The sequence below is a fragment of the Pikeienuella piscinae genome (assembly GCF_011044155.1).
GTDB lineage: Bacteria > Pseudomonadota > Alphaproteobacteria > Rhodobacterales > Rhodobacteraceae > Pikeienuella > Pikeienuella piscinae.
This window is the reverse complement of the sequence record NZ_CP049056.1, coordinates 1433853-1459124: the sequence shown is the minus strand read 5'-3', so window position 1 is coordinate 1459124 and position 25272 is coordinate 1433853. Positions and strand designations below refer to the sequence as shown.

The window sequence follows — 25272 nt, the reverse complement described above, 5'->3', positions numbered from 1 at the left end:
GGGGTGCGGCGGTCGCGCGCGTCGTGCATAACCGGGGTTCCGGGCGATGGAGGATGCTCATGGTTGCGAGAACAGTTCCCGTAGAAGCGTTCGACCTTATCGTTTTCGGCGGCACGGGCGACCTTGCGCGGCGGAAGCTGCTGCCGGCGCTCTATCATCGCTTCGCCGCCGGACAGACGCCGGGCGACGCGCTCATCATCGGCGCGGCGCGGCGCAGGATGGACGGCGCCGGCTATCGGGATTTCGCCCGCGAGGCGCTGACGGAGTTCGTACCGGAATCGCACCTGAAACCCGATCTCGTTGAAGGCTTCATCGCCATGCTCGATTACGTTCCGGTCGATGCGGCGACCGAGGCGGGCTGGGCCGCGCTCGGGCGGAAGCTGAAGGGGCGCGAGGCGCGGCCTCGCGCGTTTTACCTGTCCGTCGCGCCGCAGTTCTTCGGGCAGATCTGCGAGCGGATCGGCAGGGGGCGGCTCGTGACGCCGGAGACCCGGCTGGTGGTGGAGAAACCGCTCGGGCGCGATCTGGCCAGCGCGCGGGCGCTGAACGCGCAGCTCGCCAGCCATTTCGACGAGCATCAGATTTACCGGATCGACCATTATCTCGGCAAGGAGACGGTGCAGAACCTGATGGCGCTGCGCTTCGCCAACGCGCTTTTCGAGCCGCTCTGGAACGCCAATCATATCGACCATGTCCAGATCACCGCCGCCGAAAGCGTCGGGGTCGGAGAGCGTGGCGGCTATTACGACCAGAACGGCGCGATGCGGGACATGGTGCAGAACCACCTGATGCAGCTTCTCTGCCTCAGCGCCATGGAGCCGCCTTCGCGGTTCGATCCGGACGCGGTGCGCGATGAGAAGCTGAAGGTGCTGAAGGCGCTGCGCCCGATCGAAGGCGCCGCGATCGACGAGGAGATCGTGCGCGGGCAATACGAAGCCGGGCCGGACGGCCCCGCCTATCGCGAGGAGGCGGGCGACCCGGAGTCCCGCACCGAGTGTTTCATCGCGCTGAAGATCGGCGTCGAGAACTGGCGCTGGGCCGGAACGCCCTTCTATCTCAGGACCGGCAAGCGGCTGAAGGCGCGTCATACGGAAATCGCGATCCGCTTCAAGGACGCGCCGCATTCGATCTTTGGCGATTCGGCCGGGGCGCTGAAGGGAAACGCGCTGGTCATCACGCTGCAACCGAATGAAGGGATCGAGCTCAGGCTCAACATCAAGGACCCGGGGCCGGGCGGGATGCGCATCGTCTCCGCCCCGCTGGACATGAGCTTCGGGTCCGGCGCGGGCGACGCGTTCCGGATGCCGGACGCCTATGAGCGCCTGCTGATGGACGTGATCCGGGGCGACCAGACGCTCTTCATGCGCGGCGACGAGGTGGAGGCGGCCTGGGCGTGGATCGACCCGATCATCGCGGGCTGCGAAGAGGGGCGCGCGCCGCCGGCGCCCTACGCGCAGCGCGCGGAGGGGCCGATGGAGAGCCATATCCTCCTGCACAAGGACGGACGGCGCTGGCGAGAGATCGCGTGATGGCGCCGCTGATCGTTCATGCCGATCGCGACCGGCTCGCCGCCGGGCTGGCGGCGCTGGTGGCGGAGGATCTGCGCGCCGCGCTTCGTGCGAAGGGACGGGCCAGCTTCGCCGCGCCGGGCGGGACGACGCCGGCGGCTTTCCTTTCGGCGCTGGCGGCGGCGCCGCTCGACTGGGCGCGGGTGAGCGTCCTTCCGGGCGATGAGCGCTGGACGCCGCCGGAGGACGAACGCTCGAACGAGGCGATGATCCGGCGGGCGATGGCGGCGGCGACGGGCGCGCGTTTCGAGCCGTTCTGGCGCGCGGGCGAGACGCCGGAAAGCGCGGCGCCGCTGCTCTCCGCCGCCATCGCGCCGGCGCTGCCGCTCGATGTGGCGGTGATCGGCATGGGGGCGGACATGCACTGCGCCTCGCTCTTTCCGGGCGCGGCGAACCTCTCCGCCGCGCTGGCCCCCGATGCGCCGCCGGTCGCCGCGATCACGGCGCCGGGGGCGGTCGAGCCGCGCGTGACGCTGACCCTGCCGGCGCTCGCGGGGGCGGGGCGGCTCTATCTGCTGATCGCCGGGGCGGATAAGCGCGCGGCGCTCCGGACCGCCCTCGGCGAGCGGGACGCGACTGTCGCGCCGGTCGGCGCGGTTCTCGGCGCGGCGCGCGCGGCGGAGGTCCACTGGGCACCCTGAGCGGGGATCTCGGGCGTGCGCAAAAGGCCGCCGTTCGAGCCGTCGATGCAAATCGTCGATACGCGGCTATTGTTTGAGTTCATGATACTTAATCTTTAAGGTCGCCCCGACGGGGGGATCAACTCATGCACGAGAATGTCAGTTTTCATTCTGAAGGCGCCGAAATACGGGGCCGCAATTTTTCGCATGGCGATCCACTACGCCCAATTGTCGTGATGACGCACGGGACGACCGCGACGATCACCATGGCGATAGATCTGTATGCGGCGAGGATTTTCGAGGCCGGATACGATGTGCTTCTCTACGATCATCGGAACTTTGGAAAAAGCGGTGGCGAACCCCGTCAGGAGATCAATCCCTGGATTCAGGCGCGCGGCTATCGCGACGCTGTCGCGTTTCTGAGAAATCGCGCCGCAAGTCGCCGGATCGTGCTTTGGGGCGATAGTTTTTCCGCTGGTCTTGCTCTCGTGGCGGGCGCATTGATCGATGACATCTCCGCGATTGTCGCGCAAATCCCGGTATGCGGCGCGTCGGTTCCCGAGACCGATTTCGGCGCGGGCGCCTTCAACGTCATGAAGAAGATCTTTGAGGATGGCGACGTTGAAGGGGGACCTGAGCAGACGACTGGTCCCATTCCAGTCGTCTCATCCGACCAGATCAACAATCCGTCCCTGTTGGCGCCGATCCAGGCCTATCGCTGGTTCATCGAACATGGCGGTCGTCATGGCAGCGGCTGGGAAAACCGGGCGACGCGCGTCATTCCCGATCTGCAAGCGCCGTGTAGCCCGTTCGTGACGGCGCGGCATCTGGATATGCCCGTTCAAATGATGGTCGGCGAGGCCGATGAGATGGTGCATTGCAACCTGGATGCGCAGAAGGCGGTGTTCGAGAGAATTCCGGGTGAGAAGGAGTTTGTGGAAATCCCGGGCGGTCATTTCGGGTTGCTCTGGCATCCGAGCGATGAGTTCGAAGCCGCCGTGAACGCTCAGATCGTATTCCTGAAGAAGGCGCTGCCGACGGAGGCGTAAGCCGAGTTTCGTTCAAAGCGCGGCATTGCGTGGTTCGCGCACGAAGCGGCCGTTCGGAGCCCGGACGGCCCAGGGCGCTCACTTTCGCCCTCAGACCCCGGTTTTCGCCGCCAGCAGCGCCAGCGCCTCGGTTGCGGCGATCGAGTTGCCGTAGCGGTCGAGCGGTGGCGACCAGGCGCAGACGGCGTAGCCCATCGTCGGATTGACCGCGAGGATGCCGCCGCCGACGCCGGATTTCGCCGGCATCCCGACATGGTAGGCGAATTCGCCGGACTGGTCGTAAAGCCCGCAGGTCCGCATGATCGCGCGCAGCCGCTGCGCGTGGAGGCCCCGCGCGCAGGCGGCGTCGCCATGTTGCGGCTTGATGAGAAAGAGCGCCGCCCGCGCCAGTTGCCGCGCCGACATCGCCAGCGAACAGAAGTGGAAATAGGCGTTGGTGACGAGGATCGCGTCCTCGGTGAGATTGCCCTTGGCCTTCAGCAGAAACGCGGCGGCGCGGTTCATGTCGCCGGTCAGCATCTCCGAGCGGTGGACCTCTTCGTCGTAGCAGATCGTTTCGTCGCGCGCGAGAAGCCGCATCTGGTTGCGAAAGCCGACCTCGATCGTCGGCCGGTTGTGCATCAGCGCGTCGGTCACGACGATCGCCCCTGCGTTGATGAACGGGTTGCGCGGGACGCCGTTCTCGGTCTCGAGCTGGATGATCGAATTGAAGCGCATGCCGGATGGTTCGCGCTTCACCCGCTCCCAGAGCGGAGCGCCGACCCACTCCATCGCCAGCGCCAGGGTGAAGAGCTTGGAGATCGACTGGACTGAAAACGGCGTGTCGGCGTCGCCGGTGACGAATTCCTCCCCCTCCGCAGTCATCAGGGCGATGGCGAATTTCGTCGGATCGACCCGCGCGAGAGCGGGGATGTATTGCGCCGGCGTTCCCTCGGCGGCGCGGGGCCGCACCTCGGCGGCGATCTTTTCGAGAAAGGATTGCATCGGGCCGCGCTCCCTCGGGGTCAGGGCGCGATGGAGCGCGCATTCGCCCGTCGAAGCAAGCGGTTTCGCGTGCGCGGAGCGGGCGCGGCGTCGGCCGCCGCGCCCGTCGCCGTCAGAGCTGCTTCTTCGGTTCCGGCTCGGCGCCGGGCATCTGGAAGCCGCCCGCGGCCGGCGGGGCCGAAACGTCCTGCGGCTGGGCCGGAGCGAGCGCCTGCGCCGGCGCGCCGCGCAACCGGGCGGCCATGGCCTGCAGAAGCTGCGGCCGGTCGGGGCTGGCGTCCGCCACGACGGGCCGGGCGCCGCTTCGGAGCGCGCTCGACGCGTCCTCAAGCCAGTCGGCGGCCCTGGCGCGGTTCTCCGGCGCCCCGAAACCGTAGGCGAGGTGATAGCCCAGCACCTCGCCGAAGCCGACCTCGCCGATGCCGACGAGGATCATCGAGGAGGCGAGCGTGACGCGGGCGTTGTCGGCGCCGTAGCCGATGCCGAGGCAGATGCGCGAGTTGGCGGCGAGCGCCTGCATCGGAATGCCGGTGCCGACGACATAGGCCTGGAGCGCGGATTTCGCCGCCGGCGCCCCTTCGGAGACCAGCGTCGCGACGTATTTGTCCATCGACGGCGCGAAAGCCTCGCACTGTTTCTGCATTTCGCCGCGGGTGACACCCTGGATCGTCGCAGCGATGCGGTCGGATTCGACCAGCGCCTGGCCGCGCGCGGCGCAGAACTGCGAGGCGAGGACGGATTCGCCTTCGGCGCTCAGCGCGGCGTTCTGAACGTCCACCCCCGGAAGCGGAGAGGGCGCGGCGACGCGGGCGCAGAAGCTGCTCATCGATGCCTCGATCGGCCCGGCGACGAACATCGGCAGCGCGCCGGACGGCGCGGCCGGGGCCGCTTCGGCCGAGGCGGTCTGGGTCTGCGCGGGCGCGGCGGCCGGCGCGGCGGGGGCCGCCGCTTCCGGTTGCGCCGCGGCGACGGCCTGCTGCTGCGGCACGTTGATGGTGATCTGGTTCGCCGGTTGCTGGGGCTGTGGCTGGACCTGCGGCGCGACGGGCGCCGTCTGCCCCGACCAGTAATGCGGCAGGATGGCGCGCACCCCGTTCGGATCGCCGGCGACGATCTGCATCGTGTTCGGCCCGCCGGCGAGGGCGCGGTCATAGGAGGTGACGAGGAAGCCCTGCTCCTGGGGCGTCAGATACCCGGTGACCGGGAAGTTCATGTAGGTCTGATAGCTCTGCACCGCGCGCCGTGTGCGCGCCCCGACGACGCCGTCCGGCGCGCCGGCGTTGAAGCCGAAATAGTTCAGCGCCTGCTGCGTGCGCCGGTTCTCGGCCCGCGTGTAAGGGTCGATGCTCGGCGTGCGGTCGACATAGACCGTGCGGGTGCGCGGGCGTTCGCGATGGACGATCACCTCGCGCTCGCGCACCACGGTCTGCTGCTGGCGCTGGCGGCTGTTGTTGACCGAATTGGTGATGGCGCTGCCGACGACGCCGCCGATGACGCCGCCGAGAATGCCGGCGCCGACTTCGCCGGCGGAGGTGGAAGGCGCGGTCGCGAGAATGGCGAGAGCCGCCGCGACCGAGGTCAGGCGCCTGTTGAAATGCATGAAAGCCATGGATCGACTCCGAATTGAGAGCGGAAGCGGATGATGCGCGAGCCTAACATCGCCGGGGGTGAACCGGTAACGAAAAAGGCGATAATGCGACGCGCGGCGCGCGCTGGATGAGAAATGTCACGTCGGAAAGGCGAGCGCGCCGGGCGGCGCGCAACCTCCGGTCAGTGAGGCGCGCCCGACTCGCTCGTGAGTTTTCCGATATGGAGGCCCGGGGGGGAGGGCGCGACCCGCGCCGTTCATCGCGCGAATCGGGCGAAAGCGGCGGCTCGCGCGGCCCGGTCAGGGCCGCAAAGGCGCGCCGTGGAGAAAACCCGAGACCGACTGCGCTCGGACGGGCGCCCGCGGGCGCCTCGCCGGTGGAGAGCGTCGCCCGCCATCCCGCCGGACCGTCCGCGCTTGAGGGCGGGGCGACGCCGCCCGGCGCGCTCGTCGCGGCGCGGGGCCGGAACCGCGTCAGGCGAGACGGGACCGGCGGCCGTTCCGCTCCGCGGGAAAAAGAAAAGGGCGGGGGCCGCGAAGCCCCCGCCCGGTATTCAGACGCTTTCGAGGCGTCTTACATCATGCCGCCCATGCCGCCCATGTCGGGCATCGCCGGCTGGGCCGAGCCCTTCGGCTCCGGCTTGTCGGCGACCATCGCCTCGGTGGTGATGAGGAGCGCGGCGACGGAGGCCGCGTCTTCCAGCGCGTGACGCACGACCTTGGCCGGGTCGATGATGCCGGCCTTCAGCATGTCGCCATACTGTTCGGTCTGGGCGTCGAAACCGAAGTTCTTCTCGGTCGAGTCCATCACCTTGCCGGCCACGACGGCGCCGTCGACGCCGGCGTTCTCGGCGATCTGCCGCAGCGGGGCCTGCACCGCCTTGGCGACGATCTTGATGCCGGCGGTCTGGTCGGGGTTCGCGCCCTCCAGCCCGGCGAGCGCCTTGCCGGCGTGGATGAGAGCGACTCCGCCGCCCGGAACCACGCCTTCCTGCACCGCGGCGCGGGTGGCGTTCAGCGCGTCATCGACGCGGTCCTTGCGCTCCTTCACCTCAACCTCGGAGCCGCCGCCGACGCGGATCACCGCAACGCCGCCGGCGAGCTTCGCCAGACGTTCCTGCAGCTTCTCCTTGTCGTAGTCGGAGGTCGTCTCTTCGATCTGGGCGCGGATCTGGGTGACGCGCGCCTCGATCTCGGCCTTCTCGCCGGCGCCGTCGACGATCGTGGTGTCGTCCTTGTTGATCGACACCTTCTTGGCCGAGCCGAGCATGTCCATGCCGACATTCTCGAGCTTCATGCCGAGATCCTCGGAGATCACCTGGCCGCCGGTCAGGATCGCGATGTCCTGCAGCATGGCTTTCCGACGATCGCCGAAGCCCGGCGCCTTGACGGCGGCGATCTTCAGCCCGCCGCGGAGCTTGTTGACGACGAGCGTGGCCAGGGCCTCGCCCTCGACGTCCTCGGCGATGATCAGGAGCGGCTTGCCGGACTGGATGACCGTCTCGAGGAGCGGCACCATCGGCTGCAGCGAGGAGAGCTTCTTCTCGTGGAGAAGAATGAGGCAGTCCTCAAGCTCGGTGGTCATCTTGTCGGCGTTGGTGACGAAATAGGGCGAGAGATAGCCGCGGTCGAACTGCATGCCCTCGACGACGTCGGTCTCGGTGTCGAGGCCCTTGTTCTCCTCGACGGTGATGACGCCCTCGTTGCCGACCTTCTGCATCGCGTCGGCGATCTGCCGGCCGATCTCCATTTCGCCATTGGCGGAGATGCCGCCGACCTGGGCGATCTCGGCGCTGTCGTTGACCGGACGGGACATCGCCTTGATCTCGGCGACGACCTTGTCGACCGCGAGGTCGATGCCGCGCTTCAGATCCATCGGGTTCATGCCGGCCGCGACCGACTTCATGCCCTCGGTGACGATCGCCTGGGCGAGAACCGTGGCGGTGGTGGTGCCGTCGCCGGCCTCGTCATTGGTGCGCGAAGCAACTTCGCGGACCATCTGCGCGCCCATGTTCTCGAACTTGTCCGAAAGCTCGATCTCCTTGGCGACGGTGACGCCGTCCTTGGTGATGCGGGGGGCGCCGAAGCTCTTGTCGAGAACGACGTTGCGGCCCTTGGGGCCGAGGGTGACCTTCACCGCGTTGGCGAGCGTGTTCACGCCCTTCAACATGCGGTCGCGGGCGTCGGTGCTGAATTTGACGTCCTTGGCAGCCATTTGCGTAGCTCCTTAATTCGTTATTGTCTGTCGGTTCGGTCCGAAGGCGCCTCAGGCGGCCTTCGCGGCCTTGGCTCCGGTCATGATGCCGAGGATGTCGCTCTCTTTCATGATGAGCAGCTCCTCGCCGTCGATCTTGACCTCGGTGCCGGACCATTTGCCGAAGAGGATGCGGTCGCCGGCCTTGACGGCCATCGGGATCAGCTCGCCGCTGTCCTTGCGCGCGCCTTCGCCAACGGAGATAACCTCGCCCTCCTGGGGCTTTTCCTTGGCGTTGTCGGGGATGATGAGGCCGCCGGCGGTTTTCTCTTCGCCTTCGATGCGGCGGACCAGCACGCGGTCGTGCAGGGGGGTGAACGCCATATCAGTCGCTCCTGATTGCAAAAGGTTTCACTGTCGGGGAGGTCTGGCTCACATGGTGTTAGCACTCACCTCCCCCGAGTGCTAACGAGTGCTCGGGAGATAGGGTCAACGACATGCGCCGTCAACCGCCTTATGGGCGCGCCGGCGGAATAATTCAGGCGGAACGGGCGGCGCGGCGCGGCGCGCGGCTTGATCGGCGGACGGAACCGGCCGATAGACGCGCCATGACCGAGATCATCGCTTCACTCGACTCCATCGCCGCGCGCTACGACGCCGTCCTCTGCGACGTCTGGGGCTGCTATCATAACGGCCTTGCGCCGCTTCCCGGCGCCGTCGCCGCGCTTCGGGCCTTTCGCGCGCGGGGGGGCGCCGTCGTCCTGCTGACGAACGCGCCGCGCCCCGAGGAGGCGGTGAAACGCCAGCTTGCCGCGATGTCGGCGCCCGAGGACAGTTGGGACGCCATCGCCTCCTCCGGCGGCGCGGCCCGCGACGCGCTCTGGCGCGGCGAATGGGGCGCGAAGGTGCATCACATCGGCTCGGGCGAGCGCGACGAGGCGTTCTTCGAGGGCGATCCGGTGGCGCGGGTCAGGCTCGAGGACGCGGAGAGCCTCGTCGTCACCGGGTTGCGCGACGACCGCACGGAGACGCCGGCGGATTACGACGATCTGCTGACCGAGGCGAAGCTGCGCGGCCTGCCGATGCTCTGCGCCAATCCCGACCTCGTCGTCGATGTCGGCGGAGAACGGCGCCATTGCGCCGGCGCGCTGGCCGCGCTTTACCGCGAGAAGGGCGGCGTTGTCACCGAGTACGGCAAGCCCCACCCGCAGATCTACGATTACGCGCGCAATATCCTGACCTCGACGATCGGCCGCGCGGCGCCGGACGAGCGGATCCTCTGCATCGGCGACGGGGTCGCGACCGATGTCGCAGGGGCGATGGGCGAGGGGCTCGACTGCCTTTTCGTCGCCGGCGGGCTGGCCGCCGCGGAGGCGCTCGGCCCGGACGGCGCGCCCGACGCGGAGAAGCTCGACGCCTTCCTGGCGAAATCCGGGGTTTCGGCGCGCTATGCAATGGGGCTCCTGAAATAGGCCGGCGTTGCGTTCTGGTAACAAAATTACGAATACGAATATCAGGACGAAGTTTTATTACCTCTGATTCTTGCCGCGGGCCGCAGGCCGCGCTATCCCCTCGCATGTGCGAAACGGGGATGGACCCATGTTTGATTCGAACGGCCGCCCCTCGATGCAGGACGAGATCCGCCGCGGGACGATCTGCATCGAGGATATCGAGATCGGTATGACCCGCCGGCTCAGGAAGGTCATCGACGATTCCGATATCGAGTTGTTCGGCCGCGTCTCCACCGACCGCAACCCGGTGCATTTCGACGACGATTACGCCCGCGACACGATCTTCGGCGGCCGGATCGCGCACGGGATGCTGACCGCCGGTCTGATCTCGGCGATCATCGGCGAGCAATTGCCGGGCCACGGCACGATCTACATGAAGCAATCGCTGGTCTTTCTCGCCCCGGTCCGGCCCGGCGACATGGTCGAGGCGGAGGTGAAAGTCGCCGCGATCGATTATGGCCGCCGGCGCGTGACGCTTGAATGCAGATGCGCCGTGGGCGATACGGTTGTCCTGAAGGGCGAGGCGCTGGTGATGGCGCCATCGGCCAAATTCGACTGACGCGGCCGCGCGCCGCGAGGGACGCGGCGGAAGAGCGGAGCGCGATGCGGATCATCGAGGGACTGGAGTCGGTCCGTGCGGAGGATCGCGGCGCCTCCGCCGCCATCGGCAATTTCGACGGCGTTCATCGCGGCCACCAGGCGGTGCTCGACCTCGCGCGCGGGCGCGGGCCGCTGGGCGTCGTCACCTTCGAGCCGCACCCGCGGGAGGTTTTTCAGCCCGATGCGCCGCCCTTCCGCCTGATGCGGCTGGGCGCGCGGGCGGACCGGCTGGCGGCGCTCGGCGTCGAGCGGCTGTTCGTGATCCGGTTTGACCGCGATTTCGCGCGCCTGGGCGCGGAGGCGTTCTGCGCCGACGTGCTGGCGGGAAAGCTGGGCCTTTCCCATGTCGTCGTCGGCGCGGATTTCCGCTTCGGCGCGAAACGCGCGGGCGACGCGGCCGTTCTGCGGGAGGCGGGCGCGCGGCTCGGCTTCGACGTGACCGTCGCCGAATTGCTGGCGGCGCACGGGGAGGAGGTCTCCTCCACCGCGATCCGCCTGGCGCTGAGCGAGGGGCGGGTCGAGGACGCGACGCGGATGCTCGGCCATCTTCACCGCATCGAGGGGGAGGTCGAGCACGGCGCGAAGCGCGGGCGCGAACTGGGCTATCCGACGATCAACCAGTCGCTCGACGGGCTGATGACGCCGCGTTTCGGCGTCTACGCGGCGCGGGTGGAGGTGAAGGACGGGCCGCACAAGGGCGCCTACGATGGCGTCGCCTCGCTCGGCGTGCGCCCGATGTTCGGCGAGAACCGGCCGAACCTGGAGACCTATCTCTTCGACTTTTCCGGCGATCTCTACGGCGCGCGGGTCTCGACCGGGCTTGTCTCCTGGCGCCGGCCGGAGCTGAAATTCGAGGGCACGGACGCGCTGATCGCGGCGATGAAGCGCGATGAGGCCGACGCGCGCCGGTTGCTCGCCGCGCAGGAGGCTTCGTGATGACCGGGCTTCGGGTCGCCGTATTCAACCTCGTATTCTACGCGGTCACCTTCGTCTGGGCGATGTATATCGCCATCGCCTGCCGCTTCGTCTCCGCCGATTCCGCGCGGGCCAAGATCGCGCGCTGGTGTCGCTGGGTGCAATGGTGGGTGCGCGCCGCGCTGGGCGGGCGGATCGAGGTCAGGGGGGCGGAGAACATCCCCGAGGGGCCCTATGTGATCGCGCCCAAGCACCAGTCGGAACTGGATGTCTGCGTGATCTTCGGACGCCATTCCGATTGCGGCGCGGTGGTGATGAAGGAACTGGCCGATCTGCCCTTCCTCGGCAAGCTGATCGAGAAACTGGACCTGATCGCGGTCTCCGTCGAGCACGGGCCGCAGGGGCTGACCGACATGATCCGCGACGGCGCGCGGCGGGTGGCGGGGCGGGGTCGGCCGATCCTGATCTACCCGGAGGGGGAGCTGATGGCCCTCGGCGCGCGGGCGCGCTACCGGACCGGGGTGTTCAACATCTACGACGCCGCGCAGATCCCGGTGGTGCCGGTGGCGCAGTCGCTGGGCGCGATCTGGCCGAAGCGCGAATGGCGCAAGAAGCCGGGCCGCACCGGCGCGATCCGCTACCTGCCGCCGATCCCGCCGGGGCTGGCGAAGGAAGAGTTCATGGCCCGGCTGGAGAGCGACATAGAGGAAGCGACGATGGCGCTGATCCGCGAGCACGCATCGGACGCCGACCTCGTGGCGGCGGAGGACCGCTATGCGCGCAAGGCGGGGAATGAAGGGTAGGGGACCTCTTGACTGCTACTTTGAGAATGCGGTTACGAATGCAGCAAGTCCAACAAAGACCACTCAACCGGATTCACGCTGCTCAGTTTAGCAGAATGGGCCGTCCTGTTATATGAGATGATTGACGTAGTTGAGAAGTCTAAGAGCCTGGCTCGAAACTCGGTCAAACATAACAATACCTTGCGAGGCGTCTGGTGAGCAGTCGGATATGCGCGACGTTCGCCCACGCCTCGGACGAGGCGATGGATCGCTCCCAGTCCTTGGCGAGACGGCGGCATCTTCCAAGCCATGCGAAGGTGCGCTCGACAACCCATCGCCTTGGAATGATCTCGAACCCTTCGGCGCGATCAGATCGCTTGATGATCTCGATGCGCCAGTCGCCGAACCCGGTCAGGGCGCGGCGCAGTTTCTTCCCGGCATAGCCGCCGTCTGCGAAGACGTGGCGCAGCCACGGCCAGCGTCTGCGGATGGACGCCAGCACGAGCGGGGCGCCGTCGCGGTCCTGCACGCCGGCGCCGTGAACGACCAGGCCAACCATCAGCCCAATCGTATCGACCACCATGTGGCGCTTGCGGCCCCTGATCTTTTTCCCAGCGTCGTAGCCGCAAACCCCTCCCGCCTCTGTGGTTTTCACGCTCTGACTGTCGATCACGCCTGCGGTCGGAGACGCCTCGCGCCCCTCCAGCTCCCGTGACACCATCACCAGCGCATTGTTGAGTGCGGGCCAGAAGCCTTCGTCCCGCCAGCGGTAGAAGTAACGCTGCACGGCCGAAACAGGCGGAAACTCCGTCGGAAGATAGCGCCAAGGGCAGCCGGTCGAGGCGATGTAAAGGATCGCGTTCATCACCTCCCGCAGATCGGTTGTGCGCGGGCGGCCCAGACCGCGTCGATCAGGCATGTAGGCGGCGATCACCTCCCATTCCCGATCCGTCAGGTCGCTTGCATAGCGCGCTGACCGTCGCGCATATTCCGCGCGGGCGATATCATCCCAGGGCATCGGGCCTCCGTCAGTCGTTGCAAACCGACGTGAATCACAACCCTCTGATATCGCTCAACTCATTTCGGGGCAGGCTCTAAGAGGCTGGAATGAAGAAGGAGGTCCGGCAGCTTCGCGCGAAAGCGATCAACGCACTGGTGCTCTCAGTTGATCACTTCAACCGCCCATGGGATTGCGGCAGGACAGAAGCCGTTCTGATCATGATGGATCATTCCTTCGAGATGCTTCTCAAGTCTGCGATCCGGCATAAGGGAGGGAAGATTAGGAAAGCGCGAGAGAAGCAGACTATCGGATTCGACGCCTGCGTCCGAAGAGGGCTTTCCGACGCGAATGTCAAATTCTTGACCGATGAGCAAGCGCTTACGTTGCAAACGATCAATGGGCAGCGAGACGCCGCCCAACATTATCTTATCGATATGTCTGAGCATCAGTTGTACTTCTATGCTCAGGCGGGCGTTACGCTCTTTCGTGATATTCACGACGATATATTCGAAAAGAAACTTGTGCTTGAATTGCCCGAGCGTGTCCTCCCGATTTCAACGACAGCGCCCAAGGATTTGGTTGCTCTTTTCGATAAAGAGATTGATGAAATATTGGGACTTTTGACCCCGGGTACGCGGAAAAAAATGGATGCCGTTGCAAAGGCGCGGAGTTTGGCCGTGCTGGAAAGCGCGGTGAATGGAGATTACGAACAGCCGAGCGACCACGAACTGGAGAAGGTCTGCAAGCGTCTCGCGGACGGCGAGAAATGGCCCACCGTCTTCCCCGGCGTGGCGTCGATCAACATTGCGGCTGAGGGCGATGGGCCAACGCTCAGCCTTCGTCTTACAAAAAACGAGGGCACGCCCGTCCGGCTACTGAAAGAGGGCGAAGGCGCGGGAGCCGTTGTCGCTGTGCGGCGCGTGGACGAACAGGGCTACTACTGCCTAGGACCAAAGCAATTGGCGAGAAAAGTTGGTCTCACGCCGCCGAAGTCTCGTGCTCTGGTGGATCACCTCGGCCTTCGCGAAGACCCTGATTGTTTCAAGGAATTCAGGTTCGGTGGCGTTAAGCTTGCTCGATACTCGCGCAACGCCGTCGCAAAAATGCATGATGCCTTGCAGGCTGAATCTATTGACGCCATCTGGGTCGCATACCGGGCGAAGCAAAGGGCGGCAGGTTGAGCGCGCCATTAATTTGCGGGGGCTTGAGAGCGTTCTGATTAGCAGTTGTGATTTGAAAGAGATCGCCGACAGGATGCTCTGCTTCGAGCATATTAATGCGGACGCGGGACGTACCGCTAGTTTTGGACGGTCTCTCGACCGTGCAGGCCCTCCAGTTTCATATTTACCCGCAAAGCATCCGTTTGCCACGATAAGTAGCGACAGGTAAGTTTTTCCCATCAACGCCGCTCTCTGCCTCCTCACCCGTGCCCGAAAACCTGCGTCTCCTCGCAGGCGTCGCCCGGGCGCTCCATCTCCAGCGTGCTGTGGGCGATGGCGAACTCGTCGTGGAGGCGCTGCTTGATCGCGGCGCGGATTTCGTCAGCGCTTGGGGCGTCCTCTTCGGCGATGACGATATGGGCTTCGAGGGCGGTCTCGTGCTCGTCCATCTGCCAGAGGTGGATGTGGTGGGCGTCCTTCACCCCGTCGACGGCGCGGATCAGCGCGGCGACGTCTTTCCCTTCCATGTCCGGCGGGCTGCCGAGCATCAGGATGCGGATGACGCCGCCGATCTCCGAAAACGCCTGCCAGAGGATGTAGCCGGCGATCAGCAGGGTCGCGAGCGGGTCGACGAGGCGCCAGTCGTAGAGAAGGATCAGCACGCCGGCGACGATGACGGCGACGGAGCCGAGCGCGTCGGCCACGTTGTGGAGGAAGGCGGCGCGGATGTTGATGCTGGTTTTCGACATCGAATGGGTCAGCGCCGCGGTGACCAGATCGACCGCGAGCGCCACCCCGGCGATGATCACGATCAGCCAGCCGTCGACGCCCTGCGGGTCGAAGAAGCGCATCGCCGCCTCGAAGATCAGGTAGAGGCCGATGACGATCAGCGTCGTGTAGTTCACCAGCGCCGCCACCGCCTCCGCCCGCCCGTAGCCGAAGGTCATGTCGGCGTTGGCGGGGCGCCGGGCGATCTTCCGGGCCCCGAAGGCGATGATCAGCGAGATCGCGTCCGAGAAGTTGTGCAGCGCGTCGGCGATCAGCGCCAGCGAGCCGGCGAAGAGACCGCCGACGAGTTGCGCGATGGTCAGGCCGAGATTGACGAGGATGGCGAAGAGGATCCGCCGGTCGCCGGCGGCGGGGTCCATGTGGTGGTGGTGATGGCCGTGGGCCATGAAGCTCCTATTGCGCTCAGAGCGCGGCGGCGTAGATCTCCCGCGCCGCCTCCAGCGTCATCTCGCGCGGGTTGTTGACCAGAAGGCGCGTCTGTTTCATCGCATCCTCGGCCAGCATGGGGAGGTGATTGTGGCTGATCCCGACCTCCCTGAGCGTCGATTTCATCCCGAGCGCCGGGCCGAGCTTCGCGAAGGCCTCCGCCATACCGGCGGCGGGGTCGGCGGCGCCCTTGAGCTCGGGGAAGATGATCGGCGCCAGTTCGGCGTAGAGCGGCGCCGCCTCCGGCATGTTGAAGGCCAGCACATGCGGCAGGACGAGCGCGTTGGAGAGCCCGTGCGGCACGTGGAAATGGCCGCCGATCGGGTAGGCGAGCGCGTGGACGGCGGCGACGGGGGCGTTGGCGAAGGCCATGCCGGCGAGCATCGAGCCGAGCAGCATCGCGCCCCGCGCGTCGCGGTCGCCGGGGGTCTCGCAGGCCTGGCGGATATTGCCGCCGAGAAGGCCGAGCGCCTGCCGGGCGAGCGCGTCCGAGAGAATGTTCTTCTTGTGCTTCGAGGTATAGGCCTCGATCGCGTGGACCATCGCGTCGATCCCGGTGGCGGCGGTCACCGGCGCGGGCAGGCCGACGGTGAGTTCAGCGTCGAGCACCGCCCAGTCCGGGAAAAGCTGCGGCGCCACCACGCCCTTCTTCTCCGCCTCGCCCGTGGTGACGATGGAGATTGGCGTGACCTCGGAGCCGGTGCCCGCCGTGGTGGGGGCGAGGATGAGCGGCAGCCGGTCGCCCTTCGCGAGGCCGATCCCGTAGATATCGGCCAGCTTCTCCTCGGTGTTGAGAAGCAGCGCGATGAGTTTCGCGGTGTCGAGGGAGGAGCCGCCGCCGACCGAGACGACGCCGTCCACTCCCTCCGTCCGTGCGCGCGCCACGGCGTCGAGGATCATCGCCTCCGGCGGGTCGGCGACCACCTCGTCGAAGATCCAGACGCCGATCCCCGCCTTTTTCAGCCCGGCGAGAGTCTCCGCCGCGAGACCGGCGCCGAGAACGCCCTTGTCGGTGACGAGGGCGACGCGCGCGCAGCCAAGCCCGGCGGCGAGTTCGCCGATCTTTCCCGTCGCGCCGACCTCAGAGAGGATCGAGCGCGTGGTCTGGAACGTGAATGAGTTCATCGGTGGTCCTCCGGCTTTTCGGCGGAGACTAGGCCCGGCGTCCGGCGGCTTAAAGCCCGGATCGCGCCCTCGCGGCGATCCGGCGCGGGGCGCGCATTGCCGCGCCCAGCCGGCTGCGCTAATTCAGGAGGAACGATCCGGATCATGAAAGGCGCGGCGAAATGCTGAAATCCGTCGAAGCGGAGGAGACCGCAACCCCCGAGAGCGCGCGCGCGAAGCCGCCGGCGCTGGTCTGGGAGGATCCGTTCCTTCTGGAGGACCAGCTCACCGAGGATGAGCGGATGATCCGCGACGCCGCGCGCGCCTATTGTCAGGACGGGCTGGCGAGCCGGGTGATCGAGGCGAACCGCAAGGAGATCTTCCACCGCGAGATCATGACCGAGATGGGGGCGCTCGGCCTGCTCGGCCCGACCATCCCCGAGGCCTATGGCGGGCCGGGGGTCAACTATGTTTCCTACGGGCTGATCGCGCGGGAGGTTGAGCGGATCGACTCGGGCTATCGCTCCGCGATGTCGGTGCAGTCGAGCCTGGTGATGCACCCGATCTTCGCCTATGGCGACGAGGCGCAGCGCAAGAAATATCTGCCGAAGCTCGCCTCCGGCGAATGGATCGGCTGTTTCGGGCTGACGGAGCCGGATCACGGGTCCGACCCGGGCGGGATGATCACGCGGGCGAAGCCGGTCGATGGCGGCTATCTGGTCTCCGGCGCGAAGAACTGGATCTCCAATTCGCCGGTGGCCGATGTCTTCGTCGTCTGGGCGAAATCGGACGCGCATGACGGCAAGATCAAGGGCTTCATCCTGGAGAAGGGCGCGAAAGGGCTGGCGGCGCCGAAGATCGAGGGGAAATTCTCGCTCCGCGCCTCGGTCACCGGGATGATCCAGATGGACGAGGTCTTCGTTCCCGAAGAGAACGTCCTGCCGAACGTCGCCGGGCTGGCGGGGCCCTTCGGTTGCCTCAACAGGGCGCGTTACGGCATCTCCTGGGGCGCGATGGGCGCGGCGGAGTTCTGCTGGCGCGCGGCGCGCGATTACACGCTGGAGAGGAAGCAGTTCGGCCGGCCGCTTGCCGCGAACCAGCTGATCCAGAAGAAGCTTGCGGACATGCAGACGGAAATCGCGCTCGGGCTTCAGGGGTGCCTCAGGCTCGGCCGGTTGATGGACGAGCACCGGGCGCCGGCGGAGCTGATCTCGCTGATGAAACGCAACAATTGCGGCAAGGCGCTGGATATCGCGCGCCAGAGCCGGGACATGCATGGCGGCAACGGCGTCTCCGACGAGTACGGCGTGATCCGCCATGTCATGAACCTGGAGGCGGTGAACACCTATGAGGGAACGCATGACGTTCACGCGCTGATCCTCGGGCGGACGCAGACCGGAATCCAGGCGTTTTTCTGAGACGGGCGGGACGCGGTTCGGGCTGAGCCCGAACCGGACGGCCGCCGGAGATACGGGGAGCCTGGATACGGGGAGCTTCGCGCATGAGGCGCCCCGCCTTTCCGCGGTTTCTCCATCGCGCGGTTGTTCGCGGCGCGATCTAGTCCGAGTGCGTCAGACGGCCTTCGACCGTTCTCCGCCCGGAGAGATTCTCCCGTCCACCGTTTCATGCGCGCCGGCGCCGACGGTTCGCCCATTCCCGCCGCGACGCGCACGGAAAGTCTTTCCAAACAATAGCTTCACGCCGCTCGCCGTCAGATCGCCGGGCGAACGCCGCATTTTCGTCACGATTGGTCGCCATGGTGTGAATTGGGTAACATCTGGCGGCCGGCGTTGCGGGTATGAATCGGCCAAACCTGTGGGCAGATTGGGGAAATCGAATGTTGAAGAAGCTTCTGGCGGCGGCGCCGTTCCTTTTCGCGGGCGCAGCGCATGCGGCGACGACCTATGACGGGATCGTGTTCGAGAATGGGGATGTCTCGTTCGCGGATGCGGTCGTCTCGTTCACGCCGGGGACGCCGCCGGCGACAGACGCCAATTACACCGATCCGTTGGCCGCTGTCGGGGCGCCGGATTACGCGACTCCGAACGGCTCGGTCTCTCTCGGGCGCGGGGGCGAGTTGGTCCTGCGTTTCACTGACAACTCGCTGACCGGGAGCGGCGATTCGGCGGCCGATCTGCATATTTTCGAGATCGGGCCGGATGTGGAGGACACGTTCGTCTCCATCAGCCAGAACGGCGTCGATTTCTTCAGCGTCGGTTCGGTCGGCGGCTCCACCAGCAGCATCGACATCGATCCGTTCCTGTTCGATCTCGGTCTCGATGCATTCACGCAGTTCTCGTTCGTGCGGTTGATCGACGATCCGAACGAGGGTGGCGCTTCGGGGTCCACGGTCGGCGCGGATATCGACGCTGTCGGGGCGATTTCCTCCTCCGCCCCGGTCAGCACGATTCCGGTTCCGGCCTCCGGGCTGCTGATGCTCAGCGCGATGGCGTTTGGCGTCATGCGGCTCCGGCGCCAACCCGCCTGAGGCGGACGGGCGCTGCCGATCGGCGCGCGCGCGCCGATCGGAAGGAAACGGAAAGGCGCGGCCGGCGGCGGTCGCGCCTTTCCATTTCTGTTGATCGCTCCCGACATTGCGGATAGCTCTGATCGGAAGGCTTGGCCGGGGGACAAACGCGGCCACGCCATCGTCAGGGCGGGCGCTGAGAGCCGGGCGCGATCAGGAGCGCGCGATCGTCGGGCGATGTTGAAGGCCGACATCGATCAAGGGGAGGAAATCATCATGGGTTCATTGCTGAGGACCGCGGCGGCGGCCGCGATCGTATCGCTATTCGGCGCGGGCGGCGCGATGGCGCAGGAATACACGTTCAAGTTTCACCATTTCCTGGGCGCCAAGGCGCCCTCCCAGACCAAGATGATCGAACCCTGGGCGAGGCAGGTGGAGGAGAACTCCGGTGGCAAGGTGAAGATCGAGATCTACCCGGCGATGACGCTCGGCGGGCGGCCGCCCGAGCTGATCAACCAGGTCCGCGACGGGGTTGTCGATCTGGTGTGGACGGTGAACGGCTATACGCCGGGCCTCTTTCCGCGGACCGAGGTGATGGAGCTGCCGAACGTCTATGTGAACGATCCGGTCGCCGCCAATCTGGCGCTCTACGACATGTTCGAGAGCGACCTGCGCCAGGAATACGCCGGCGTCGAGGTGATGTTCCTGCATATCCACGCGGGGCAGGGCATCCACATGCGCGACACGCCGGTTCACAAGCCGGAGGACCTCGTCGGCAAGAAGCTGCGCATCCCGACGCGGACCGGGGCGTGGGTGATCGAGGCGCTGGGCGCGACGCCGGTCGGCATGCCCGTGCCTGAGCTGCCGCAGGCGCTGCAGAAGGGCGTCGTCGACGGCGCCTTCATCCCGTGGGAGATCATTCCGCCGCTGAAGATCCAGGAGCAGACCGAGTACCAGATCGAGGGCGTGGACCAGGCCCGGTTCGGCAACACCACGTTCCAGGTCTCGATGAACAAGGATCGTTGGGACGCGCTGCCGGACGATATCAAGAAGGCGTTCAAGGACGCGTCCGGCCCGGAGTGGTGGGGTAAGGTCGGCGAGATCTGGCGCGCCTCGGACGATTTCGGCATCAAGTTCGCGGTCGACGCCGGCAATGAACACATCGTGCTGAACGAGGAGGAGACCGCCGCCTTCGACGCCGCCCTGGCCCCGGTCGTCGACCGCTGGATCGACGAAGTCACCGAGAAGGGCATTGACGGCGCCGGGCTGGTCGAGAAGGCGCGCGAACTGATCGCCAAGCACGCCACGAGGTGAACGACGCGACCGTTCATCGCCGCCGCGCCGGGTTCGCCGGCGCGGTGGAACGCCTGATCCACGCCTGGGCGCTTCTTGGCGGCGCGCTCCTGCTGCTCGTCGTGCTGATGAACGTAGTCTCCGTCGTCGGCGCGGCGATCTGGGTTCCCTTTCCCGGCGATTTCGAGATGACCGAGGTCGGCGTCGCGGTCGCCGCCTTCGCTTTTCTTCCCTACTGCCAGCTCACCGACAGCAACGTCACCGCGGACATCTTCACCGCCGGGGCGTCGCGGCGCTGGATCGCGCGCTTCCGGCTTCTCGCCTCCGTCGTCGCGCTGCTCTTCGGGGCGCTTCTGCTCTGGCGGATGTTCGCGGGCATGGAGAGCCAGCGCGAGTATGGCTACACGACGACGATCCTCCAGTTGCCGATCTGGCTCGCCTTCATCCCGATTTTGATCTCGCTGGCGCTTCTGGTGGCGGCGGCGCTGATCTCGATCAACGACGCGGGCCGGGCGGCGAGGGCGGACGGATGATCGATTCGCTCTCGCTCGGCCTCGCCGGGCTGGTCATTCTGGTCGGGTTGATCGCGATCCGGATGCCGATCGCCTATGCGATGATCATCGTCGGCGGCGGGGGCATCACGCTGCTGAACGGGCCGGCGCTGATGCTGAGCCAGCTCAAGACGCTCGCCTACGGCCAGTTCGCGATCTACGACCTTTCCGTCGTGCCGATGTTCGTCCTGATGGGGGCGCTCGCCTCGAAGGCGGGGCTCAGTCAGGCGCTTTTCCGGGGGGCGAACGCGTGGCTCGGCTGGATGCGCGGCGGCACCGCGATGGCGGCGATCGCCGGCTGCGCCGGGTTCGGCGCGGTCTGCGGCTCTTCGCTCGCCACCGCCTCGACCATGGGGAAGGTCGCGCTTCCGGAACTGAAGCGCTATAATTACTCCGGCGCGCTGGCGACCGGGTCGCTGGCGGCGGGGGGCGTGCTCGGCATCCTGATCCCGCCCTCGGTCGTGCTCATCATCTACGCGATCATCGTCGAGGCGAACATCGTCACGATGTTCGCGGCCGCGATGATTCCGGGCGTGCTCGCGGTGCTTCTCTTCCTGCTCACCATCGCGATCTACGTCACGATCCGGCCCGGGGCCGGGCCGAAGGGCGGCGCGGCGGACCGGGCGGAATTCCTTTCCGCGACCTATGGCCTTTTCCCGGTCATGATCATCTTCGGGCTGGTGCTCGGCGGCATCTATGGCGGGTTCTTCAACCCGACGCCGGCGGCGGCGGTGGGGGTGTTCCTCGTCTGGGTCTATGGCGTGGCGCGGCGCGAGATCGGGCTTGCCGAGATGCGCGACGCGCTGAAGGACACCGCCGGGACGACGGGCATGATCTATCTGATCCTTCTCGGCGCCGAGATGATGAAGATATTCATGTCGCGCATCGGCCTACCGCAGGCGACGGCGGAGTGGATCCTCAACTCCGGCATGACGCCGATGCTTGTGATGCTGATCCTGCTGGTCGCGCTGATCCTGCTTGGCTGCCTGATGGACAGCCTCTCGATGATCCTGCTGGTCATCCCGTTCTTCTGGCCGGTGCTGATGGAGATCAACGGCGGGGTCTTTCAGGGCGCGGATGGCGCGGGTTTCGGGATGTCGACGGAGGAGCTGAAGATCTGGTTCGGCATTCTGGCGCTGATCGTCGTGGAGTTGGGCCTGATCACGCCGCCGGTGGGGATGAACGTCTTCGTCATTTCGGCGTTGGCGAAGGACGTTCCGATGATGGAGACGTTCAGGGGCGTCATGCCGTTCTTCGTCGCGGAGCTGGTCCGCGTCGCGATCATCCTGTCCTTCCCGGCGCTGACGCTCTGGCTGCCGCGGGTCTTGAGTTAGAGAAAGGGGGCGCGCGATGCGGGAAGCCGAGGATTTTCGCGCCGAGGCCCGCGCGCTGGCCGCTGTAACGGCGGGATTGCCGGATGCAGCGTTCGGGCGGGCGACCCTGTTCAAGGGCTGGACCATCGGCGACGTGCTCGGGCACCTGATGATGTTCGACCTCGCCGCGCTGCTCTCGGCCACGGACGAGGCCGGTTATGACGCCTTCGTCGCGCCGATCGTCGCGGGCATGGGACGCGGACGCACGCTGCTCGACATCCAGAACGACTGGTTGCGGGAGCGAAAGGATGGACTTTCGGGCGCCGCGCTGCGCGAGGAATGGCGCGCGGGGGCGGAGCGGGTCGCCGATGTCTTCTCCGGGCTCGACCCGAAGCGCCGGCTCAGATGGCTGGGGCCGGACATGTCCGCGCGCTCCTCCATCACCGCGCGGCAGATGGAGACATGGGCGCACGGGCAGGAGGTGTTCGATTTGCTCGGCGAGGAGCGGCGGGAGACGGACCGGGTTCGGAACATCTGCCATCTCGGCGTCGCGACCTATGGCTGGACATTCGCCAACCGCGGCGAGACCGCGCCCGAGCCTGCGCCCTATGTGCGGCTGACGGCGCCCTCGGGCGCGATCTGGGAATGGGGCGCGCCGCAGGAGGGGAACTGCGTGACGGGCGAGGCGGTCGGCTTCGCGCAGGTCGTCGCGCAGACGCGGAACATCGCGGATGTGGACGTGCGCGCGGTGGGCGCGGCGGCGACGCGCTGGATGGCGGTCGCGCAATGCTTCGCCGGACCGGTCAATGACCCGCCGGCGCCGGGGGCGCGGTTTCGAATGACGGGGAGAAGGTGATGGAGAGCGAGTTCTTCCGGCTGGAGCGCGACGGCGCCGTCGCGCATCTGGTCATGGCGCGGCCCGACAAGGCCAATGCGATGAACGAGGCGTTCTGGGCCGACCTGCCGCGCATGGTCGCGGCGCTGGAGGCGGACCGGGGTGTCCGCGCGCTGGTGATCTCCGGCGAGGGGAAGCATTTCACCTCCGGCATGGATCTCGGCGCCTTCGCCGGGATCGCGGCGCTGGTCTCGGGCGAGCCGGGACGCGGGGCCTTCGCGTTGCGGGAGATGATCCTGCGCCTGCAGGCCGCGCTCTCATCGCTGGAGCGGGCGCGCTTTCCGGTGATCTGCGCCATTCACGGGGCCTGTATCGGCGGCGGGATCGACATGATCACCGCGGCGGATATCCGCCTCGCGGCGCGGGACGCGGTGTTCGCGGTCGAGGAGATCAATATCGGCATGGCGGCCGATGTCGGCACGTTGCAGCGCCTGCCGCGGCTGATCGCGCCCGGGGTCGCGCGTGAGCTGTGCCTCACCGGGCGGCGCTTCACGGCGGAGGAGGCGCAGGGCTGGGGGCTGGTCAACGCGCTCCATGACGGGCGCGAAGGCGTCGTCGCGGCGGCGCTGGCGCTGGCGGCGGAAATCGCGGCGAAATCGCCGCTGGCCATAGCCGGGATCAAGCGCGCGATGGTCTACGCGGCGGACCACCCCGTCGCCGACGGGCTGGAGCAGATCGCGACATGGAACGCCGGAACGCTGCGGGCGGCGGATTTGCAGGAGGCGATCCAGGCGCGCGCGGCGAAGCGGAAGGCGATCTTCGCGGACATGACGGCGGGGTAGGAGGGAGCGCCGGAGCGCGCCCCCGGCCCTGAGCCGGGATAGCGGCCGGGCGAGCGCCTGCGGCGAGGTCCCCGCCCGGGGCCGGGATCAGCAGCGGGTCGTCAGAGCACCGAGCTCAGCTTCATCGCCACGGCCATGTCGCCATCGACCTTGAGCTTGCCGGCCATGAAGGCGGCGGTCGGGTCGAGTTCGCCGGCGACGATGGATTCGAGGTCTTCGAGGGCGACGCCGATCGTGCAATCGGCCTCCTTGTCCTCGGTCGTGACGGACTGGTTGTCGATCACGAGGACGCCGTCGTCGCCGCAGTCGAACTTCACAACGCTGTCGAAGGAGCCGTTCGCCACGCGCTCTTTCAGGTCGTTCGCCAGATCTGACACGCTCATCGCAACTCTCCGCTTGGTTTCCATTGCGATGGAGGATGCCGACCGGGGCCGGGAAAGGGAAGGGGCGCCGCGGGGTCAGGCGTGAAACCCGTGGCGCCGGGCGGCGGGGGCGCTATCCTTTCGCCGAGGACCGGAGGATACCGATGCAGTTCACCGACGAGCACCGCCAGCTACGCGACACGGTCGCGCGCTTTGTCGCGGAGGAAATCAATCCGCATGTGAAGGCATGGGAGGCTGCGGAGCAGTTCCCCTCGCACGAGGTCTTCGGCAAGATGGGCGATCTCGGCCTGCTCGGGGTGAAATACCCGGAGGAGGATGGCGGGCTCGGGCTCGATTTCTCCTACGCCATGGTGGTGGCGGAGGAGTTGGGGCGGATCGATTGCGGGGGCGTCCCGATGGCGATCGGGGTCCAGACCGACATGTGCACCCCGGCGCTGGCGCGGTTCGGCTCGGCGGCGCTGCGCGAGGAATTCCTCCGGCCGGCGATCAGGGGGGAGGCGGTTGGCTGCATCGGCGTTTCCGAACCCGGCGCCGGCTCGGACGTGGCGGCGACGAGGACCCACGCCCGGATCGACGGCGACGATTACGTCATCAACGGCCAGAAGATGTGGATCACCAACGGGATGATGGCCGACTGGTGCTGCCTTCTGGTGAATACCGAGGACGCGGCGCCGCACAAGGCGAAGTCGCTGATCATGGTTCCGATGGACGCCAAGGGGATCACCCGCCAGAAGATCCACAAGATCGGGATGAATTCATCCGACACGGCGCAGCTTTTCTTCGACGATGTGCGCGTGCCGCGCCGCAATATCGTCGGCAAGCCCGGCGACGGGTTCCGCATGCAGATGATGCAGTTCCAGGAGGAGCGGCTCTGGGCCGCCGCCAACGGGTTGCCGAGCCTTGACCGGATGATCGACGAAACCATCGCCTATTGCCGCGAGCGGTCGGTCTTCGGCCGGAAACTGATCGAGAACCAGGTCATCCATTTCCGGCTGGCGGAATTGCGGACCGAGGTGGAGCTTCTGCGCTCGCTCACATGGCGGGCGATCGAGGACTATGTCGGCGGCGCGGACGTCACCAGGCTCGCCTCCATGGCGAAGCTGAAGGGCGGGCGGCTGAGCCGCGAGATCTCCGACGCCTGCCTGCAATACTGGGGCGGCATGGGCTATACGAAGGACAACATCGTCAGCCAGTTCTACCGCGACGGCCGGCTCTGGTCGATCGGCGGCGGGGCGGACGAGGTGATGCTGAACATCATCTGCAAACATGACGGCACGCTGGCGCCGCGCACGCAATAG

24 protein-coding genes are annotated in these 25272 nt (G+C 66.9%); 16 read left to right on the top strand and 8 right to left on the bottom strand.

All coding sequences use genetic code 11. The annotated features are described in order from the left end of the window. Positions 1-59: 59 nt before the first annotated feature. The 3 genes from zwf to G5B40_RS07070 all read left to right on the top strand — a co-directional run bounded on the left by zwf (position 60) and on the right by G5B40_RS07070 (position 3237). On the top strand, positions 60-1529 hold the full coding sequence (gene zwf / locus G5B40_RS07080) for a glucose-6-phosphate dehydrogenase (RefSeq protein ID WP_165096815.1): 1470 nt from the start codon (positions 60-62) through the stop codon (positions 1527-1529). Continuing rightward, positions 1529-2209 carry a 6-phosphogluconolactonase gene (gene pgl, locus G5B40_RS07075; RefSeq protein ID WP_165096812.1) on the top strand — a complete coding sequence of 227 codons (681 nt, stop codon included), beginning with the start codon at positions 1529-1531 and terminating at the stop codon, positions 2207-2209. The genes zwf and pgl overlap by 1 nt, the downstream gene beginning before the upstream one ends. 125 nt (positions 2210-2334) lie before the next feature. Then, positions 2335-3237 carry an alpha/beta hydrolase gene (locus G5B40_RS07070; RefSeq protein ID WP_165096810.1) on the top strand — a complete coding sequence of 301 codons (903 nt, stop codon included), beginning with the start codon at positions 2335-2337 and terminating at the stop codon, positions 3235-3237. Positions 3238-3327: 90 nt separating this feature from the next. On the opposite strand, the gene glsA is transcribed toward G5B40_RS07070, so the two are convergent. The 4 genes from glsA to groES form a co-directional block, all read right to left on the bottom strand. Continuing rightward, entirely contained in the window at positions 3328-4221 is an 894-nt protein-coding gene (gene glsA, locus G5B40_RS07065) for a glutaminase A (RefSeq protein ID WP_165096807.1), read from the bottom strand. Positions 4222-4333: 112 nt separating this feature from the next. Then, positions 4334-5830: a peptidoglycan-binding domain-containing protein gene (locus G5B40_RS07060; RefSeq protein ID WP_165096804.1), complete on the bottom strand. Its 1497-nt coding sequence runs from the start codon at positions 5828-5830 to the stop codon at positions 4334-4336. Positions 5831-6383: 553 nt separating this feature from the next. After that, complete coding sequence (gene groL, locus G5B40_RS07055) at positions 6384-8024, bottom strand: chaperonin GroEL (protein WP_165096801.1); 1641 nt, start codon at positions 8022-8024, stop codon at positions 6384-6386. A 51-nt stretch (positions 8025-8075) separates the two neighbouring features. Beyond that, positions 8076-8387, bottom strand: a complete 312-nt coding sequence (groES, locus tag G5B40_RS07050) for a co-chaperone GroES (RefSeq protein WP_165096799.1) — start codon at positions 8385-8387, stop codon at positions 8076-8078. 224 nt (positions 8388-8611) lie between these two features. Here groES and G5B40_RS07045 point away from each other — a divergent pair, with 224 nt between their 5' ends. The 4 genes from G5B40_RS07045 to G5B40_RS07030 all read left to right on the top strand — a co-directional run bounded on the left by G5B40_RS07045 (position 8612) and on the right by G5B40_RS07030 (position 11832). After that, complete coding sequence (locus G5B40_RS07045) at positions 8612-9475, top strand: TIGR01459 family HAD-type hydrolase (protein ID WP_165096796.1); 864 nt, start codon at positions 8612-8614, stop codon at positions 9473-9475. Positions 9476-9629: 154 nt separating this feature from the next. Then, positions 9630-10073, top strand: a complete 444-nt coding sequence (locus G5B40_RS07040) for a MaoC family dehydratase (protein ID WP_165103360.1) — start codon at positions 9630-9632, stop codon at positions 10071-10073. A gap of 44 nt (positions 10074-10117) precedes the next feature. After that, entirely contained in the window at positions 10118-11050 is a 933-nt protein-coding gene (locus G5B40_RS07035; RefSeq protein ID WP_165096793.1) for a bifunctional riboflavin kinase/FAD synthetase, read from the top strand. After that, positions 11050-11832 carry a lysophospholipid acyltransferase family protein gene (locus G5B40_RS07030; protein WP_165096791.1) on the top strand — a complete coding sequence of 261 codons (783 nt, stop codon included), beginning with the start codon at positions 11050-11052 and terminating at the stop codon, positions 11830-11832. Before G5B40_RS07035 ends, G5B40_RS07030 begins: the two co-directional genes overlap by 1 nt. A 163-nt stretch (positions 11833-11995) precedes the next feature. Here G5B40_RS07030 and G5B40_RS07025 read toward each other — a convergent pair whose 3' ends face one another. After that, entirely contained in the window at positions 11996-12829 is an 834-nt protein-coding gene (locus G5B40_RS07025) for an IS5 family transposase (RefSeq protein ID WP_165094016.1), read from the bottom strand. Between the two features lie 89 nt (positions 12830-12918). Here G5B40_RS07025 and G5B40_RS07020 point away from each other — a divergent pair, with 89 nt between their 5' ends. Further along, positions 12919-13992: a DUF3644 domain-containing protein gene (locus tag G5B40_RS07020; RefSeq protein ID WP_165096788.1), complete on the top strand. Its 1074-nt coding sequence runs from the start codon at positions 12919-12921 to the stop codon at positions 13990-13992. Between the two features lie 239 nt (positions 13993-14231). Here G5B40_RS07020 and G5B40_RS07015 read toward each other — a convergent pair whose 3' ends face one another. Together G5B40_RS07015 and G5B40_RS07010 are read right to left on the bottom strand one after the other, a co-directional pair. Continuing rightward, complete coding sequence (locus G5B40_RS07015; RefSeq protein WP_165096785.1) at positions 14232-15146, bottom strand: cation diffusion facilitator family transporter; 915 nt, start codon at positions 15144-15146, stop codon at positions 14232-14234. Between the two features lie 16 nt (positions 15147-15162). Further along, positions 15163-16311, bottom strand: a complete 1149-nt coding sequence (locus G5B40_RS07010; RefSeq protein ID WP_165096782.1) for an iron-containing alcohol dehydrogenase — start codon at positions 16309-16311, stop codon at positions 15163-15165. A gap of 161 nt (positions 16312-16472) precedes the next feature. On the opposite strand from G5B40_RS07010, the gene G5B40_RS07005 reads away from it, so the two are divergent. The 7 genes from G5B40_RS07005 to G5B40_RS06975 all read left to right on the top strand — a co-directional run bounded on the left by G5B40_RS07005 (position 16473) and on the right by G5B40_RS06975 (position 23591). After that, positions 16473-17708, top strand: a complete 1236-nt coding sequence (locus tag G5B40_RS07005) for an acyl-CoA dehydrogenase (protein ID WP_165096779.1) — start codon at positions 16473-16475, stop codon at positions 17706-17708. Between the two features lie 419 nt (positions 17709-18127). Next, positions 18128-18778, top strand: a complete 651-nt coding sequence (locus tag G5B40_RS07000) for a PEP-CTERM sorting domain-containing protein (RefSeq protein WP_165096776.1) — start codon at positions 18128-18130, stop codon at positions 18776-18778. 255 nt (positions 18779-19033) lie between these two features. Further along, complete coding sequence (locus tag G5B40_RS06995; RefSeq protein WP_165096774.1) at positions 19034-20071, top strand: TRAP transporter substrate-binding protein; 1038 nt, start codon at positions 19034-19036, stop codon at positions 20069-20071. After that, a complete protein-coding gene (locus G5B40_RS06990; protein ID WP_246209740.1) occupies positions 20068-20583 on the top strand; it encodes a TRAP transporter small permease in 516 nt (171 codons plus the stop codon). The genes G5B40_RS06995 and G5B40_RS06990 overlap by 4 nt, the downstream gene beginning before the upstream one ends. Then, entirely contained in the window at positions 20580-21935 is a 1356-nt protein-coding gene (locus G5B40_RS06985; protein WP_165096771.1) for a TRAP transporter large permease, read from the top strand. Before G5B40_RS06990 ends, G5B40_RS06985 begins: the two co-directional genes overlap by 4 nt. A 16-nt stretch (positions 21936-21951) precedes the next feature. After that, complete coding sequence (locus G5B40_RS06980) at positions 21952-22770, top strand: TIGR03084 family metal-binding protein (RefSeq protein WP_165096768.1); 819 nt, start codon at positions 21952-21954, stop codon at positions 22768-22770. After that, the gene (locus tag G5B40_RS06975; protein WP_165096765.1) at positions 22770-23591 is read left to right on the top strand and encodes a crotonase/enoyl-CoA hydratase family protein; all 822 of its coding nucleotides are present in this window, start codon (positions 22770-22772) and stop codon (positions 23589-23591) included. The genes G5B40_RS06980 and G5B40_RS06975 overlap by 1 nt, the downstream gene beginning before the upstream one ends. Before the next feature lie 101 nt (positions 23592-23692). Here the strand turns inward: G5B40_RS06975 and G5B40_RS06970 are convergent, their stop codons facing one another. Further along, positions 23693-23974 carry an SCP2 sterol-binding domain-containing protein gene (locus G5B40_RS06970; protein ID WP_165096762.1) on the bottom strand — a complete coding sequence of 94 codons (282 nt, stop codon included), beginning with the start codon at positions 23972-23974 and terminating at the stop codon, positions 23693-23695. A 143-nt stretch (positions 23975-24117) separates the two neighbouring features. Here G5B40_RS06970 and G5B40_RS06965 point away from each other — a divergent pair, with 143 nt between their 5' ends. Continuing rightward, entirely contained in the window at positions 24118-25272 is a 1155-nt protein-coding gene (locus G5B40_RS06965) for an acyl-CoA dehydrogenase family protein (protein ID WP_165096759.1), read from the top strand.

Coding starts and splice junctions, on each gene's coding strand:
- zwf (WP_165096815.1), top strand. CDS start 60: ATGGTTGCGAGAACAGTTCCCGTAGAAGCGTTCGACCTTATCGTTTTC.
- pgl (WP_165096812.1), top strand. CDS start 1,529: ATGGCGCCGCTGATCGTTCATGCCGATCGCGACCGGCTCGCCGCCGGG.
- G5B40_RS07070 (WP_165096810.1), top strand. CDS start 2,335: ATGCACGAGAATGTCAGTTTTCATTCTGAAGGCGCCGAAATACGGGGC.
- glsA (WP_165096807.1), bottom strand. CDS start 4,221: ATGCAATCCTTTCTCGAAAAGATCGCCGCCGAGGTGCGGCCCCGCGCC.
- G5B40_RS07060 (WP_165096804.1), bottom strand. CDS start 5,830: ATGGCTTTCATGCATTTCAACAGGCGCCTGACCTCGGTCGCGGCGGCT.
- groL (WP_165096801.1), bottom strand. CDS start 8,024: ATGGCTGCCAAGGACGTCAAATTCAGCACCGACGCCCGCGACCGCATG.
- groES (WP_165096799.1), bottom strand. CDS start 8,387: ATGGCGTTCACCCCCCTGCACGACCGCGTGCTGGTCCGCCGCATCGAA.
- G5B40_RS07045 (WP_165096796.1), top strand. CDS start 8,612: ATGACCGAGATCATCGCTTCACTCGACTCCATCGCCGCGCGCTACGAC.
- G5B40_RS07040 (WP_165103360.1), top strand. CDS start 9,630: ATGCAGGACGAGATCCGCCGCGGGACGATCTGCATCGAGGATATCGAG.
- G5B40_RS07035 (WP_165096793.1), top strand. CDS start 10,118: ATGCGGATCATCGAGGGACTGGAGTCGGTCCGTGCGGAGGATCGCGGC.
- G5B40_RS07030 (WP_165096791.1), top strand. CDS start 11,050: ATGACCGGGCTTCGGGTCGCCGTATTCAACCTCGTATTCTACGCGGTC.
- G5B40_RS07025 (WP_165094016.1), bottom strand. CDS start 12,829: ATGCCCTGGGATGATATCGCCCGCGCGGAATATGCGCGACGGTCAGCG.
- G5B40_RS07020 (WP_165096788.1), top strand. CDS start 12,919: ATGAAGAAGGAGGTCCGGCAGCTTCGCGCGAAAGCGATCAACGCACTG.
- G5B40_RS07015 (WP_165096785.1), bottom strand. CDS start 15,146: ATGGCCCACGGCCATCACCACCACCACATGGACCCCGCCGCCGGCGAC.
- G5B40_RS07010 (WP_165096782.1), bottom strand. CDS start 16,311: ATGAACTCATTCACGTTCCAGACCACGCGCTCGATCCTCTCTGAGGTC.
- G5B40_RS07005 (WP_165096779.1), top strand. CDS start 16,473: ATGCTGAAATCCGTCGAAGCGGAGGAGACCGCAACCCCCGAGAGCGCG.
- G5B40_RS07000 (WP_165096776.1), top strand. CDS start 18,128: ATGTTGAAGAAGCTTCTGGCGGCGGCGCCGTTCCTTTTCGCGGGCGCA.
- G5B40_RS06995 (WP_165096774.1), top strand. CDS start 19,034: ATGGGTTCATTGCTGAGGACCGCGGCGGCGGCCGCGATCGTATCGCTA.
- G5B40_RS06985 (WP_165096771.1), top strand. CDS start 20,580: ATGATCGATTCGCTCTCGCTCGGCCTCGCCGGGCTGGTCATTCTGGTC.
- G5B40_RS06980 (WP_165096768.1), top strand. CDS start 21,952: ATGCGGGAAGCCGAGGATTTTCGCGCCGAGGCCCGCGCGCTGGCCGCT.
- G5B40_RS06975 (WP_165096765.1), top strand. CDS start 22,770: ATGGAGAGCGAGTTCTTCCGGCTGGAGCGCGACGGCGCCGTCGCGCAT.
- G5B40_RS06970 (WP_165096762.1), bottom strand. CDS start 23,974: ATGAGCGTGTCAGATCTGGCGAACGACCTGAAAGAGCGCGTGGCGAAC.
- G5B40_RS06965 (WP_165096759.1), top strand. CDS start 24,118: ATGCAGTTCACCGACGAGCACCGCCAGCTACGCGACACGGTCGCGCGC.